This is a genomic window from Pontibacter sp. FD36 (assembly GCF_015686655.1).
In the GTDB taxonomy this organism is placed as follows: Bacteria; Bacteroidota; Bacteroidia; order Cytophagales; family Hymenobacteraceae; genus Pontibacter.
The window spans coordinates 103,003-117,514 of record NZ_JADPMP010000004.1 but is presented as its reverse complement, the minus strand read 5'-3'; the positions used below and the strand labels follow the sequence as shown (position 1 = coordinate 117,514).

General features: G+C 53.2%; 9 protein-coding genes. 1 reads left to right on the top strand and 8 read right to left on the bottom strand.

All coding sequences use genetic code 11. From position 1 onward, the window contains the following. Positions 1-15 precede the first annotated feature (15 nt). The 5 genes from I0P70_RS06785 to I0P70_RS06765 form a co-directional block, all read right to left on the bottom strand. On the bottom strand, positions 16-1,416 hold the full coding sequence (locus tag I0P70_RS06785; protein WP_196115863.1) for a SusD/RagB family nutrient-binding outer membrane lipoprotein: 1,401 nt from the start codon (positions 1,414-1,416) through the stop codon (positions 16-18). A gap of 11 nt (positions 1,417-1,427) precedes the next feature. Then, positions 1,428-4,652 (bottom strand): SusC/RagA family TonB-linked outer membrane protein, encoded by a 3,225-nt coding sequence (locus tag I0P70_RS06780; RefSeq protein ID WP_196115862.1) that lies wholly within the window; start codon positions 4,650-4,652, stop codon positions 1,428-1,430. Between the two features lie 177 nt (positions 4,653-4,829). Continuing rightward, positions 4,830-5,021, bottom strand: a complete 192-nt coding sequence (locus I0P70_RS06775) for a CsbD family protein (RefSeq protein ID WP_007652002.1) — start codon at positions 5,019-5,021, stop codon at positions 4,830-4,832. 79 nt (positions 5,022-5,100) lie between these two features. Then, the gene (locus I0P70_RS06770; RefSeq protein ID WP_196115860.1) at positions 5,101-6,786 is read right to left on the bottom strand and encodes a response regulator; all 1,686 of its coding nucleotides are present in this window, start codon (positions 6,784-6,786) and stop codon (positions 5,101-5,103) included. 36 nt (positions 6,787-6,822) lie between these two features. Then, positions 6,823-9,267: a bifunctional aminotransferase class I/II-fold pyridoxal phosphate-dependent enzyme/GNAT family N-acetyltransferase gene (locus I0P70_RS06765; RefSeq protein ID WP_196115857.1), complete on the bottom strand. Its 2,445-nt coding sequence runs from the start codon at positions 9,265-9,267 to the stop codon at positions 6,823-6,825. A gap of 166 nt (positions 9,268-9,433) precedes the next feature. On the opposite strand from I0P70_RS06765, the gene I0P70_RS06760 reads away from it, so the two are divergent. Next, on the top strand, positions 9,434-9,736 hold the full coding sequence (locus tag I0P70_RS06760) for a hypothetical protein (protein ID WP_196115855.1): 303 nt from the start codon (positions 9,434-9,436) through the stop codon (positions 9,734-9,736). A gap of 101 nt (positions 9,737-9,837) precedes the next feature. On the opposite strand, the gene I0P70_RS06755 is transcribed toward I0P70_RS06760, so the two are convergent. From I0P70_RS06755 to I0P70_RS06745, 3 genes are all read right to left on the bottom strand, one after another. Next, positions 9,838-12,336, bottom strand: a complete 2,499-nt coding sequence (locus I0P70_RS06755; RefSeq protein WP_196115853.1) for an outer membrane beta-barrel family protein — start codon at positions 12,334-12,336, stop codon at positions 9,838-9,840. An 833-nt stretch (positions 12,337-13,169) separates the two neighbouring features. Continuing rightward, positions 13,170-13,583 (bottom strand): OsmC family protein, encoded by a 414-nt coding sequence (locus I0P70_RS06750; RefSeq protein WP_196115850.1) that lies wholly within the window; start codon positions 13,581-13,583, stop codon positions 13,170-13,172. A 63-nt stretch (positions 13,584-13,646) separates the two neighbouring features. After that, positions 13,647-14,366 (bottom strand): hypothetical protein, encoded by a 720-nt coding sequence (locus I0P70_RS06745; protein ID WP_196115849.1) that lies wholly within the window; start codon positions 14,364-14,366, stop codon positions 13,647-13,649. Between the last annotated feature and the right edge of the window lie 146 nt (positions 14,367-14,512).

The window sequence follows — 14,512 nt, the reverse complement described above, 5'->3', positions numbered from 1 at the left end:
TCAAACAATCTAAACTTACTTATCCCACCATACGCGGCCATACAGGTTGTCCTGACCGCTGAACTGACGCTGCACAGCCTCGTTGTAGCTGGCGGCGTTGTTAAAGGCTTCGTTGGCCGGGTAGCTGTTGCGGCGTGGCACGGCACGGCCTCCGTCTGGCTCCTCCAGGTTGGCAGGGTAGCCGGTGCGGCGCCATTCGGCCCAGGCTTCGTAGCCGTGCATGAACAGGTGGATCCAGCGCTGCGTCGCGATCTGCTCAATGGCATTGTCCGCGTCGTAGGCCATACCTTCCTGGCTCAACAGGTCAGAGGCACCTGCTGCGCTTCCCGTCCACTGCAGCAGCGATTGCTCAATGGCTTTGTTGTAATTGGCTTCAGCCTCGGCATCGCCACCGGCAATCCAGCCAAGCTTGGCAGCCTCAGCCTTGGCGAAGAGCGCCTGTGCATAAGTCACCAGCTGTATGTGCGCGTCCTGCTTCCAGATGGCCTGACCCAGCAGCGAGTAATTGGTCACGTTTGGCAGACCTTCCACGCGGCCGTATGGCAAGCCCACATACTCACCCGAGGTACGGGCGGGGGCACCGTATACCTGCAGGCGTGGGTCTTCTACCGGCTTCAGCTCGTTTACGAGTCGCTCAGTCAGCGCCCACCATTCCCGGTTCTGATTCGATACCTGCCCAAACCAGTAGTTCTGGTTATTGGCGTCGGCCAGGTGACGGAATGCGAGGTTGTCGGCATTGGAGGTCATGATACCGGCTTCCAGGGCCTTCTTAAACTCAGCGGCTCCTTTGGCAGGGTCTACCTCAGACAGACGCAGGGCCATCAGCATGCGGATGGTGTTGGCCAGGCGCTTCCACTTGTTCACATCACCGTTGTAAATGATGTCGTTGGAGATGTTGCCGGCCGTGATCTCGTTATTAGCCTGCTCCAGTTGTGCAAACAAGCTGTTGTAGATCGACTCCTGGGTGTCATACTTCGGGGTGAAGTTTTCGGAACCTCGCAGGGCCTCCGTGTAAGGCACATCGCCCCAACGGTCGGTCACGTGCCAGAAATAGTAGGCCTTCAGAATACGGGCCACCGCCAGCTGGTTGTTTACCGGGCCTTCCGTAGCGCTCAGGTTATCTGAGGTCAGCACTGTTTCCAGGTTCATCAGCGGCCCTTGGTAGATCCAGTAGAAGCTGGTGCCGCCCTCCGGGTAGAGGGAAGCGCCCGGGTACTGTGTTTCGGACAGGTACTGGGCATGGAACTGGGCCGAAGGCGAGGAGCTCAGGCTCGACAGCGAAAGCGCCGCATTGGCGATCAGCTGGGTGCCGGAAGCATTGCTCGGTTGGTTTGGGTTGATGTTGATGTCTTCATCAAACTTGTCGCAGCTTGCCAGCATAAAGCACGACAATAGCACTGCATATATTTTCTTCATTCTCATCTTCCTTATAAAGTAATGTTTAGGTTAATGCCGTAAGAGCGCACAGAGTTGGTCATACCTGACTCGTACCAGCTGATGGACTGAGAGCCGGTTGAGATCTCAGACGGATCGATGCCCTCAGGAGCTTTCTGCCACAGCTGGGCCACGTTACGGGAGATCAGGGCAACACCTACGCTCTGGAACGGCAGGCGGCCTAACATAGACTTGTCCAGGGTATAGCCCAGGCGCAGTTCACGCAGCTTGATGTAAGAAGCATCATAGAGCCACTCTTCGTACACACGGCGACCCACTACGGTGTTGTAGTAAGACTGGGCGTTCACGTAGTTAGAGGCCGGCTGTCCGCTCACATCCACACCACCCACGGTAGTGCCTGGTGCGTAGATGCCTTCCACTTTCACGCCACCGCCTTCTTCCAGCGGATCACGCACGTTCGCACCGCGGTCGTTAGTCGCCACCGTGATCGGGTCCTGACCGGTACGCACTGCCAGCATTTTAGATCGGCTGAAGAACTGACCGCCGAACTGGTAGTCGATCATGGCAGAGAGGTCAAACTTCCAGAGGCGGAAGATGTTCTGCCAGCCACCTGTCGCATCAGGCTGCACGGTGCCGAAGTTGTGTGTCGCATCGGTATACAGCGGCATGCCGTTGGCGCCGATCAGCTTCTGCCCGGTGGCAGGGTCGCGCTGGTAAGCCTGGCCTACGAGGCTACCGAAAGGCTGGCCCTCATACGAGTTGAGATAGGAGGTCACAGAAGAGTAAGTAGTAGAGTAGTGCGTCAGCACGTCAATATCCGGGTGGAGCTCCACGACCATGTTGCGGTTGCGGTTCGCGTTCAGGGCCGTGTTCCAGGTGAAGTTGCTCGTCTGAATCGGCGTACCGCTGAGCACGAACTCTATACCTTTGTTCTGGATCAGACCGGCATTGATTGTGGTGCTGCTATACCCGCTGGTGCCTGATATAGGCAGTTCCAGAATCTGATCTTTGTTCTTCTGCTGGTATAGCGTCACGTCGAGACCCAGACGACCATTGAGGAAGCGCAGGTCCAGACCGGCTTCATAAGAGTGCGCGAACGAAGGTCTTACGTTCGGGTTATTCAGGTTATCAGGTACGGACAGCGTGTTTACAGTCGGAGAACCCGCGTATACCGTGCCTGAAATGAAGAAAGGCGTGGTGCGATAAGGTGTCAGGTCAGAACCTGCCTGTGCGTAGCTGGCGCGGATCTTACCGAACGAAAGCGGCGACCAGTCGATCAACTCGCTGAACACCATGCTACCGGATACCGATGGGTACCAGTATGAGTTATTGTCTGGCGGCAGGGTAGAGGAAATGTCATTACGCAGGGAGGCGTCGATGAAATAGGTATCCTTGTATCCTACAGAGGCCATACCGTACATACTGCGGATCTGCTTGCGGCGAAGTGTCTGGTTGGTAGTAGGACGGTCGATGGAGCCGTCGATGTGGTAGAAGCCTGGTGTGGCTAGTCCACCTACCGAGCCCATGTAAAGCGCCGTGTAGCGGGTGTCGAAGATGTTACCGCCTGCATTCACGTTGAGCGAGAAGTCACCCAGTTGCTTCGTGTACTGCGCCAGCAACTCGTAGTTGGTTTCACGACCCTGGTATTTGCCGGTAGTGAACTGGGGTACTCTTCTGCCGCCGAAAGCCTGGCGCGTCTCGATGTTCTGGGTATAGCTGTCGTTACGCACAAAGCCGCTCACTTTCAGGTCAGGCAGGATCTGATAGGTTAGGCCCACGTCGCCGAACACACGCTCACGGTTGTCGTTGCTGATGTTCTCGTATGCCTCAAAGTAAGGGTTGTTCCAGTACAGCGGGTTGAAGTTGGTGATTTCGCCGGTAGCAGTGCTTGGGCGGCGCAGGTTCCAGTTCAGGAAAGTACCGTCCGGATACACATAGTTTTTCATGCGCTTCATGTCGATGTTACGCTGGAACCACTGCACCATGTAGCGGGCACCGTACTCCGATCCCTGCGATGGACGCTGGGCATTGTTGCGGGCATAGTTGATGTTGGTCGACACTGTCAGCTTTTTAGACAGGTCCAGGCTACCGCTCACGCCCACGTTGTTTCGGTTGAGCCAGGTGTTCGGTTCCACACCCTCTACGCGGGTATCGTTTACGCTCAGGCGGAAGGTGCTGTTCTCGTTGCCTCCTGTTATGACCACGCCATTGTTCAGGTTATAACCTGTTTCGTAGTAGTCTTTGATGTTGTCAGGATGCGGTACGAAAGGTGTTAGTTGGCCATACTCCGGATCCTGTGGGTAGAAGCTGAAGATCTGGCGAACGGGAGTGCCATCCATGCGCGGGCCCCAACTTTCGTCAACAGATATGTCTACATATTTGTCGCCGTTTGGCAGGGTGCGCCAGGTTTGACTGGAGCCACCGCCATACATGTTCTGCATCGGCATAAAATTCACGGCTCTTTCAACAGAGAAGGCCGAGTTAAGTTGCACGCCTACTTTCTTTGGGCCTTTCTGGCCTTTCTTAGTGGTGATCATGATCACGCCATACTGTCCACGAATACCGTACAGGGCAGAGGCAGCAGGACCTTTGAGTACGTTCACCGACTCAATATCCTCTGGGTTGATGTCCTGTGCCAGGTTACCGTAGTCAGCCTGGTCGGCACCGGCGAAGTTGGAGTTGGAGATCGGAGTGCCGTCCACTACGATCAGCGGCTGATCCACGCCGGCAACAGAGTTCACACCACGAATCTTGATCTTTTGGGTACCGCCCATGCTGGCGCCCGAAGAGCCCTGTACCTGCACACCGGCCACTTTACCGGCTAGCGAGCCAATAACGTTCTGCTCTTTGGTGAAGGTCAGATTATCGCCCTGCACCTGCTGCGTGGCATAGCCGAGGGAGCGCTCGCTACGCTCGATGCCGAGGGCCGTTACCACCACCTCGTCAAGCTGACGGGCGTCGGTCTGGAGGCTCACATTGATCGTGCTCTGGTTGCCCACCGCTGCCTCACGGGTGGTATAGCCCAGGTAGCGGAACACGAGGGTGGCATTGGCATCGGGTACCCGGACCTGGTAGTTACCTTCCGCGTCTGTTGCTGTACCGATGGTTGTACCTTTGACGGCAACACTCACCCCGGGCAGGCCATTGCCTGTCGAGGCTTCTGTCACTTTACCGCTTACTGCCCTGTCCTGGGCAAAGGCGCTGGCGGACCAGAGCACCATAAGCGGTAAAATGATGGATAGTAGTTTTTTTCCCATAATTCAACATGTAGTTTAAAGGTGAATAGGTTAGTTTCGTTGAATATAGGATATATTTAATTAATATAAAAGCAATATTTGTTATAACATGATGCACGAATGTGCGGATATAAAAAAACACCCCGCAGCAGGCCGTAGCCTTTGCGGGGTGTTTTTACTTGTCAAAAAGCCGTCAGCTTAAAGCGAGTCGATCCATTTTTTGAGTTCGCCTTTCGCCTTACCGGTCTTCTGCTGCAATTTGCCGAGCCACTCGTCTTGCTTGCCTTCGTCGTAGGTCAGGTCATCATCGGTCAGGTCGCCGTAGCTCTGCTTGATCTTGCCTTTCATTTCGTTCCAGTTTCCTCTGGTTCTATATTCTGTTTCGTTCATCGTATTTTAGACTTTAAATTTATATAAATCTTATACCTTGTTTTACGGGTGAAACAGGACATACGTTTGAAACGAGAGGCTATACCCACTTTCTGAGCAGTCCAACGAGGTCGCTTTGCTCGAAGGGTTTGCAGAGGTAGTCGTTCATGCCCGAGGCCAGACTGTTTTCGATGTCGCTGCTGTAGGCGCTGGCCGAAAAGGCAATGATCGGCGTATCGTTTTTTTCCTGACGCAGGGTACGTGCTGCCTCCAGGCCACTGATACCGGGCATCTGCACATCCATAAAGATGAGGTCAAACTTGTCTTTGCGTACCAGGTCGATGGCCTCTTGTCCGCTGAAAGCAGCAGTTACCTTTGCCCCGAAGTTTTCGAGCACCGTCTCTAGCAGCATCACATTGATCTCGTTGTCATCTACCACCAGCAGGTGCTTGCCTGCAGGCACCCTGTAACTGCTGTCGTCCTCCACTTCCTGCTTCACAGGCTGCCTGACCTGCATGCGCTTAAGCCGGATCGTAAACCAGAACAATGAACCCTGCTTCTGGCCGGGCAATGGGCTGATCACCTGCAGGTCGCCTTGCAGCAGCCGGGCTAACTTCTTGCTGATAGCCAGGCCGAGCCCGGAGCCGCCGTACTTGCGGGAGGTAGACTGGTCGGACTGGGTAAAAGACTCAAACACTAGGGCCTGCTTGTTGGCAGGTATACCAATGCCGGTATCACTCACAGAGCAGTAGAGCAACAGCTCATCATCGGGCAGCTGCTCGGCCTTAAACAGCACCTCAATGCTGCCCTGTTCTGTAAACTTAATGGCATTGCTCACCAGGTTGATCACCACCTGGTTGATGCGGGTAGGGTCGCCGATTGCCCACTGCGGCACAGTAGGATCAAAGGAGCAGTCAAAGCGCAGCCCCTTGCTCTCGGCCAGGTGCCGGTACGGGCCTAGGCTGGCCTCCAGGTTTTCGCGCAGTTCAAACGGGATGGCCTCCAGGTAGATTTTGTTCTGCTCTACTCGGTGGAGGTCCAGTATGTCGTTGAGCAGTTTGGTGAGCGTGGTGCCCGACGATTTGATCAGGTTGATGTACTGTTTTTGCGTGTCGTTCAGCTCGGTGCCCAGCAGCAGGTCCGTAAAGCCCATGATGCCATTGAGCGGCGTCCGGATCTCGTGGCTCATGCTGGAGAGGAAATTGCTTTTGGCCTCGTTGGCCGCTTCTGCCTTGCGTTTGGCCTTGCGCAGAGCCTTCTCGTTCTGCTTCAGTTCAGTGATGTCTTTGGCCACGATCAGCACACCGTCTACTTCTTTGTGGCTGTTGCGGATGTGGGAAAAAGAGCAGGAAACCGGCACTGGCTGGCTTTGCTTTGTTTTGAATTGCAACTCCTTGTTCAGGCACTTGTCCTGTGAGCGGCACTGTTCCATCAGCGACACCAGCGTCGGCACATGGTCTTTGGGAAGCAGCACCGACAAATGCTTGCCTTGCAGTTCGTCTTCCCGGTAACCCAGGGCTTCTTCCAACGACTCGTTTACAGACCGGATCGTAAAGTCAGGATTGAGAATCAGGAGCATGTCCACCACGCCCCGGTAGATGCTCTGCATGAAATCCCGTGATACGGTGGAGCTTTTAAGTTCCTGACCCAGCATGTTGATCCCCGCAATCACGGCATCCATTTCGTCACCCGTTTCGGATGTCTCGATCTGGTAGTCGAAGTTTCCGCTGGCAACCTCGGTGATCAGGGACATGATCTCCTCTATTCGCTCTTTTAGTACTTTCACTCGCTTCGTTTTTTCACCGCTTCCGGTGTTATTGTCCTATTCTTTTTCAATGGCAAAGGTGGCACCCATCATCTCCAATGCAAAGTTGTCTTTACTTTGGTAATAGCCAACTTTCGGATAAGGAGTTGCGCCTACTTTTTTCTTTTCGATGGTGGCCGATATCCCCATGTTTACCTGTGTGCACTGCAGGGCATTGGCGCGCTTTATTACTTGGTAAAGCGTCTGCCTGTATACCCCGTAAGTCATCAGGTATTCGTAATCCATTCCGATCAGCATAAAGCTATACACATTCGCGACATTTCTGTGGCAGAAGGCAACGGCTACCGGCTTGCGGCTGATCGAGTACTCCTCTTTTATATAGAGTACGATAAATTCCCAAGCCTTGCTTTCGTTGAGCTGCTGAAACATCTTCTCCGGAAACAAAAAGTTATTGATGGCGAAGTTGTTGTTTTTCACATTGCGGAACAAGGCCATGGCGTGCTGCAGCTCTTCGGCGTCGAGCCGGTCTTTGATCACCACGTCGTAGAAGTGCTCATTGCGCTTGATCTTCTGCACAAAGTTCTCGCGTCCTTTCTTGGAGAGCGTCTTTCTGAAGCCATCCTCATCTGTCCAGTTCAGATCCTCAACCACACAAGACTCCGGCAGGTGCATTTTCACGAAATCCTGCTCCACCATAAATTCATCCAGTTCCGGATCCTGATCGTCGAGGTCGCGGAGCAGGATGCTGCTGGCCTGGTTTGCTTCCTGCTCTTTGCTCAGCTCCGATAACAGTGCCTTCAGAGCTTCTTTCCAGTATAGGCTGTTACGGTCCAGGTAGAGGTGGTTGCCCTCGGTGAACAAACTGCCCAGTACAATGCCGGTGGTGGTGAGGTAATAAGGGTTGGCCTCCCGTTCGCGTTCCAGTGCTTTGGAGATGGAGGCCTGCGAAAACATGTCCTCTTTAAGCAAAGCAATAGCAGCAAAGGTCATCAATACCACTTCCCCCTCCGGGTCCTGCACGGTATAGTAGCGGAAATCCCAGTTGTTTTCCTTCTCAGGGTTGTTGCTGAACGAATCTTCCAGAAAGCGCATGCCTTCCCAGTCAAACATAGCCCTGTGGCCCAGGTGCTTGTTCCAGAGCCCCGCCTCGATCTGGGTGATGGAAGTATAGCGCTGCAGGCTGATGCCGCTGGCAGAAGTTGGCTGAGCAACTGCTGGTGCAAGGGACTGAGCAGGCGGCGCCATCTTAAAGGCCTTCCGGATACTCTCCTGCGTCTGGTTAGTCGCAGTCAGGGCCAGGTGGAAATGCAGCTGCAGCTTGCGTACCAATTCTTCGATGTCTTCGTCTGAATTGGTGAGGGAGATGGTGATGCGCACCCCGATGTTCTTGGCCGGTACAGCCGGGAAGGTAGCCAGGTTCACGTACACCCCATCCTGCAACAAGGCCTGTACCAGGTGGTTGCCCATTTCCATGGTGCCGGTGCCGATGTAGAAGATCGGGCTCTCGCTTTCGTGTACAAGGGGCAGATCGGTTTGCTTGAGCAGGTGGTTGAAATAGGCGATCTTGCGCTGCAGTTCCCGCTGGTAGGTATAGATCTCATCGCTCAGGTGGATTTTGGCCGATGCAATGGCAGCTCCTAGCGTAGCAGGCTCTATCTGTACCGAAAAGGTGAGGGGACCGCCAAAGTTGTTGACCCTGTTATACCATTCTTCATTAGGGAAGAGCGACAGTCCGCCGCAGGCACCAAAGGCCTTGCCCAAATTGGCGGTCAGGATCATTTTACGGTAGAGACCATCCGGCATCTGGCTCATAGCATAGCCTGTACCATGTTTGCCAGCCCAACTCATGCCATGCGCATCGTCCACGTACAGGTATAGCTGCTCGTATTTTTCAGCCATAGCGATGAGCTCTTTGATCGGGGCGAAGTCGCCGTACATGGAGTACACGCTGTCGGCCATGTACCAGATGCGCTCAAACTTGCCGCGCTGCTTTTTGATGCGGTCTTCGAGCATCTCCAGGTTGTTGTGGCGTACCATCTCCACAGTAACGCCTTGGCTGAGTAACTTCTTCACCGCTTCCTGCACACTGGCATGTACCTGGTGGTCAAGTATAACCAGGTCCGACTGGCGTATGATACTAGGTATAACGGTGAGGTGCGAAAGTGTACAATTTTTAGAGATAACGACCGGTGCGTTGTACAGCTGCTTAATCAGAGCCTCGAGTTCGCGGTACAAAGGATTGGAGATGTAGGTGCGCGACATCGGGAACTGCGTGCCGTAGCGCTCGATGGCATCGATGGCGCCGCGCTTTACCTGCGGGTGGTGCTCCAGTCCCAGGTAGCCACAGGTGCCAAAGTGTAGCACCTGCTTGCCATGCAACGTTAAGTGCTGGCCGCTAAGGTTTTGGTCTTCAGCATGCAGGTGGATGATCCCCTTTTTTTTAGAAACAGAAAGTACGGAATCAACCGTATCAATGATGTTATTATGTCGTATCTTTGCCATGTGTTTTGTTATGCCTGCATTATTGCTCTAGCCGAACATGCAAACATTAGATCCAATTCAAATTTGAATGGCAAATTTCGAAAAAGAATACGAAAAGAGTCCAATTAAAACGGATTGCCTCGAACTTTGTTTGAGAGAGGGAATCTTGTACTGTATTTATAATGAGGTGAGAGAGCTTGATCTGGCAAAAGCCCGTATCTGTGTGCAGGACCGGCTAAACTACATTGGTGAGCAGGTATACCCCAGTTTGTTTGATATTACGCAAGTAAAGCACTCTACCAAAGAAGCACGCGACTACCTGGCCGACGAAGGTAATACAGGTGTTTCAGCCAGTGCTATTTTGGTGGCTTCACCAATGGTAAAGATGGCTGCCAATATTTATATACATGTGAACAAGCCGAAGAACCCCACCCGCATGTTTACGGACAAAGCGGAAGCAGTTGAGTGGCTTGAACAATTCAAAAAATAAGAAGACTTAGTTGCAATAAACTGAAACTACTGTAGCCAGGAAATGAAAAAGCCTCTCCATTGCGGAGAGGCTTTTTGCTGGGTTAAAGGGAGGGTTAATTTTTAGTTCATGCCGTTGCTATCGCCCTGCTTGGCGTCGTCGTTGCGGATGCTCTTCTTGCGCTTAGGCGGACGCTGCTGCTCCATCTTACCGAAGTTGTAGTTGAAGCTCACACGCACCCCACGGTTGAAGTTGTTGATGCGGATCTGCTGGGTATAGGCTCTTGGGTTGGTAGGCGATTCCTCCACACGCACGTCGTTACGCATGCGCATGCTCTCTCTGAACGGGTTATCCAGGCCCAGGCTGATACCGCCTCTCTTGTCGAACAGGTCTTTCTTGATGGCGATGGTGTGATACGAGAAGGCAGCAAACTCACCCAGCAACTGGATGCGGCGGGAGTTGAAACCACCGTTGAACTGTGCCGATATACCTTTACCGAAGGTATAAGATGAGTTGGCGTTGATGTTGTACATCCAGCCACTGTTGCTGGCATACTTGCCATTCAGGTCTACATAATAGATGTTGGAGCTACCACCGATCGTCCAGTTGTTGGTCGGCTTTGTATTTCCGAATAAGCTCACCCCGTAGGTTTTGTTCTTGGCGATGTTGTCGAACGTTAGGGTGGTCACGTCCACCGGCAGGCCGTTGGTGTCTGTCTCTCTTTCGATGGTAGCCACCGTTTCGATTGCATTATCCGTCTGGCGCATGTAGCCGGTTACGCTGAGGGATGTTGTCTTGAAGAAGGTGCTGTAGCCCAGTTCAAACAGGTCAGTCAGTTCGGCGTCGAGGTTCGGGTTACCCTGCACGCGGGTGTTGGAGGTCTGCTCCTGCACGTATGGGTTCAGATAGAACAGCGAAGGACGCTGTATACGCTGCGTGAAGTTGGCGCGGAAAGTATGCTTCTGCTTCAAGTTGTACGACAGGGCCACACTCGGAATAAAGTTGTCATAGTTCAGTGCGTAGTCGTTGTCACCCTGCAGGTCAGCGTTGATGTCGGTATACTCGTAACGGCCACCCATTTTCACGTTCAGCTTTTTCTTCAGCATGAAGCCGTAGGTCATGTAAGTAGCGTACACATCCTGCTCGTAGAAGAAGGCATCGGTGCGGCGCGTTTCGTTTCCTGAGCTCAGGATGTCGCGGTACAGGGCGTCACTTTCCACATCACGGAAAATAGATTTCGCACCCAGTTCCAGCATCGTTTTGTTGGCAAACGGATGGGTATAATCCGCCTGGAAGGTCAGCTCCTTGTTGGCGCCTTCGTTCAGGTTGCGCTTCAGCAGGTAGGGGTTTTCGCTTTCGTTCAGGTAGTCCTGACGAATGTCGTTGTCGGTATTGGTAACTGAGTAGAGTGACAGGAGCGCAAGTTCCTGACCTGGCTTCTTGAACGTGCGGGTATAGTCGAGGTTATAGTCCGTGCCAATGCGCTCGTTGCGGTTACGGATCTCGTTACGGAAGTCCTGGATCAGGGTATTGCCTTCGCGGCTGTTCACCTCCTGGTCATTCTCCATCCGGAAGGTACCGCCGTTGGTGCGGATGCTGCCCGAGATGTTGTTCTTCGGAGTGAGGTCGTAGTCAAAACCGATCAGAGCGTTCATGAACGAGCCGTTGATGCGGGTCTTGCCATACTGAAAGCTGGTGGTGTTGCCAGCCAGGATGGTGTTGCTCATGTTGCCGTGATTGTAAAACATGTTGCCGCCGAAGGTGCCGTTGATGCCAAGCTTGCCACGACGGATGTTGAGGCTGGCGTTGGCATTGCTGTTACGGGTGCCTGCAGTAGCTGCTACCGAACCGGTCACACCCTGCAGACCACCGTCTTTTTTGGTGATGATGTTGATGATACCAGCTGTACCTTCCGCATCATACTTCGCAGACGGGCTGGTGATAACCTCCACAGATTTGATCTGGTCTGCCGGGATCTGCTTGAGGGCGTCGGCCACGCTACCCGCCATGATGGCTGATGGCTTGTTGTTGATGAGTACACGCACGTTAGAGCTACCGCGCAGCTGCACGTTGCCGTCTGTATCAAGGGAAAGGGCAGGTACTTTTTGCAGCACATCCGCCGCATTGCCACCCGAGTTGGTGATATCCTTTTCAGCGTTGTATACCGTGCGGTCAATTTTCTCTTCCACCAGTGGCTTCTCACCTGTAATCACCACCTCACTCAACTTTTTGGCGTCAGAGGCAATGGATACGGCGCCTACGTTCACGCTGGCATTGTCAGAAGTTACCATCACGTCTTCCACCAGCTTCTGCTGATAGCCCAGGAAGCTCACCTGCAGTCTGTACTTACCCACGCCTACCTTGCTGATCGTGAAGCGGCCCTTGTCGTCGGCCATGGCTCCATCGATCGGCTTGCCTGTGGCCAGGCTGATCAGGGCAACCGTAGCGAACTCTACCGGTTTTTTGGTGTCAGCATCCTGCACAATACCCACGATGGTGGCGTTGCCGCGCGGCACGGCCATACCTGAGGCGGCCTGCTGCTGTGGGGCAGCCTGCGGAGCCTGTGCGAGAGCCGGCACCGTGCTCAGTCCCAGTAGGGCGAGCAGCAGGCTCTTTTTCATAGTTTTTTCGAGTTGGTGTATACGTTCTCTTTTCATATTTCCGGTCTTCTGTAATTTCTTGCTGATGTAAAGAAAAACCGGGTTTTTGACTCCTGAAAACGGAATATACCAAGGCGTCGCATTTCTATATGAATAGCCGAATATAGCCTATAAGCCATTCGTCGGTAAATAGGGGAGGTTGGTGGAGGGAAAGGTGGTTTGTTAGGTATAGTGCGGTTACCTTTTGCAGGCATGCGACTGTTGCTGTATAGCTTCAAGGCCCTATGGCGCGAGCGTCCTCGCTCGTGTCTACTATGGTGGGGCCTCTGGCCCAGGTATAGGTGTAGGTATAGGAATAGCTGCTGCTGTTGCAGGTATAGCAACGTGACTTGTCCTATAGTCTCGCCTGTGCGGCGGGCAACTTTTGCCCTGGCCGGGCGGGCCTTACTTTTTTCCTTGATGAAAAAAGTAAGCAAAAAAATCAAGACTCCCCAAACTCGCTGAACGCTCAAACAGTGGGTAGTCATTCTGGCGCACCTGGCGCTGCTACTTGTTTCATAGTGAGCGTGCGAGTTAGTTTTGCTATACCTGCCAGTGTTTCGTGACAGATGCTACAAGGCTTATACCTGTAAGTTCAGTAGCAGAAGCCCCCCGCCTGGGGGTAGGGGCCCTCTTAAAGGATAAGGAGGGGTAGGGGTGGTTGGACCCGGTTCAGTAAAATGCAAGCTACAGCGTTATACCTGCTGTGTGACAGATACAGAAAAGTCCCCCTTCGAAGGTGGCAGGGGGATGACAATCGTTCCCAATTCCCCTCTGGGATAAGGGCCCTCTATGAAGGGAGAGGGTGTTGTTGACTACACAATCTCAAATGAGTGCGTGATCGTGGCAGTCTTGTAGAGGATCGCAGCTACAGAGCAGTATTTCTCCAGTGAGAGCTCAATCGCGCGGCGTACTTTGTCCTCGTCTAACTCACCGCCGATCTTGAAATGAATGTGAATGGTGCTGAAGAGATTAAACTCCTCTACCTTCTGGCGCTCTGCTTTCACATTGATGTCAAAGCTTTCGATGGACTGACGCTGCTTTTTGAGGATGCTGATAATATCGATGGCGCTGCAGCCGCCCAGGCCCATCAGCATGAGCTCCATCGGGCGGGCACCCTCGTTGTGGCCCCCAATTTCGGGGTTGGCATCTATGTTAATGGCGACATTGGCTGCGCCTCTGGCTTCGAAGTGATAGTCCTGGTCTACGCGGGTGAGGTTGATCTCCATGGTGTATTTCTCGTTTTCTGAAGTCCGAAGGTATAAATTTATACCCTTTGCACCAAGTCTGACTTAGGCTGCCAGGCGCGTCACATACTTCACCAGCGATCGTTTGGCTATGGGAAGCAGGGCGCTGTCGAGGGGGCAGGGTACTTTAGCTACTACCACAAAAGTAGCGGGATTAGGGAGCTCCTGGTTTTCTTTGACCAGCTGTACCTTCAGGTTTTCGTGCGTCTGGGCCAGCCCGCGGCGCACTGTGCGGACCAACTGTGTGTTGATGCCCCGGTACTTCTCATAGGTGTTCTCAAAAACGGTGATGCGGTATACATACACCTGCGTTTCCTTGCCCGGAAAGGCGTCCAGGAAGAGATAGCCCTCGTTGAAGTACATCGGCGTAATGCCCACCGGATTGATTTCGATGTGGCGCTCTATAAAGTCATACAGCTCCTTGCCTTGGTACACTGCCTCCTGAAAAAGCGGTGCGGCATACTGGATCACCTCTTCAATCTGGGCCATGGTTTCGTCGTCCTCCACGATCTTTTCATATACCAGCTCCAGCTTCTCAAAATCAGCGCGGGTAATTTGCTGCGGAAAGGCTTCGTAAACCAGCTTCTTATGTTCGCGCACCTGTTGCAGGTTACGGTAGTGCATGATCAGGTCAGAAAAGACAGGGTAGAGGCGCTGTTGCCCGAACTCGGACCGGACGGCCTGCAGGTAGGCCAGCAAGCGGTATTTTTTGTATTCAAAGTCAAGCAATCCTTCTGTCAGCCAATTGATAGGTAAGTTTTGCATAACGGTAAACCTTGGGTGATTATGCATAAAAACGAACGGCGCCGGGGCGATGTTGCTTCGCAAGGCACTTTGTCAGCGTAAACTTTAATGGCAGGCGACCGTTTAATTTCAGCACCGGGATGCTCTGAACAAAGCCTCCCATTTTA